Genomic DNA, 243 nt, shown 5'->3' on the forward strand with positions numbered 1-243 from the left:
GTGAGCACACCCTCCTCATCAATTGCCCAGACAACCGGGTCTACGTCGCCAGCACTGTGAATTAAACCCTTGAAAAGAAAATCGTGTAGCTCGGGTATGGGATCGAAAACGTAACCGAGACATATACCTAATGTCTTGACATTGAACGCCTTCGTTCCATCTGAAGGTTCGATACGGCCGTTCTTGAATCGAGCCGATCGTATTGAGACAAACCAGCGCCACCAACCCGACTCAGGTTGGCTC

1 protein-coding gene is annotated in these 243 nt (G+C 50.2%); it reads right to left on the reverse strand.

Annotation, left to right across the window (positions count from 1 at the left end):
- Positions 1 to 243, reverse strand: a 243-nt coding sequence (locus tag H6A60_RS13525; RefSeq protein ID WP_205105395.1) for a hypothetical protein, incomplete at both ends; no start/stop codon positions are given.

The sequence above is a fragment of the Sutterella massiliensis genome (assembly GCF_016899755.1).
Lineage (GTDB): Bacteria > Pseudomonadota > Gammaproteobacteria > Burkholderiales > Burkholderiaceae_F > Sutterella > Sutterella massiliensis.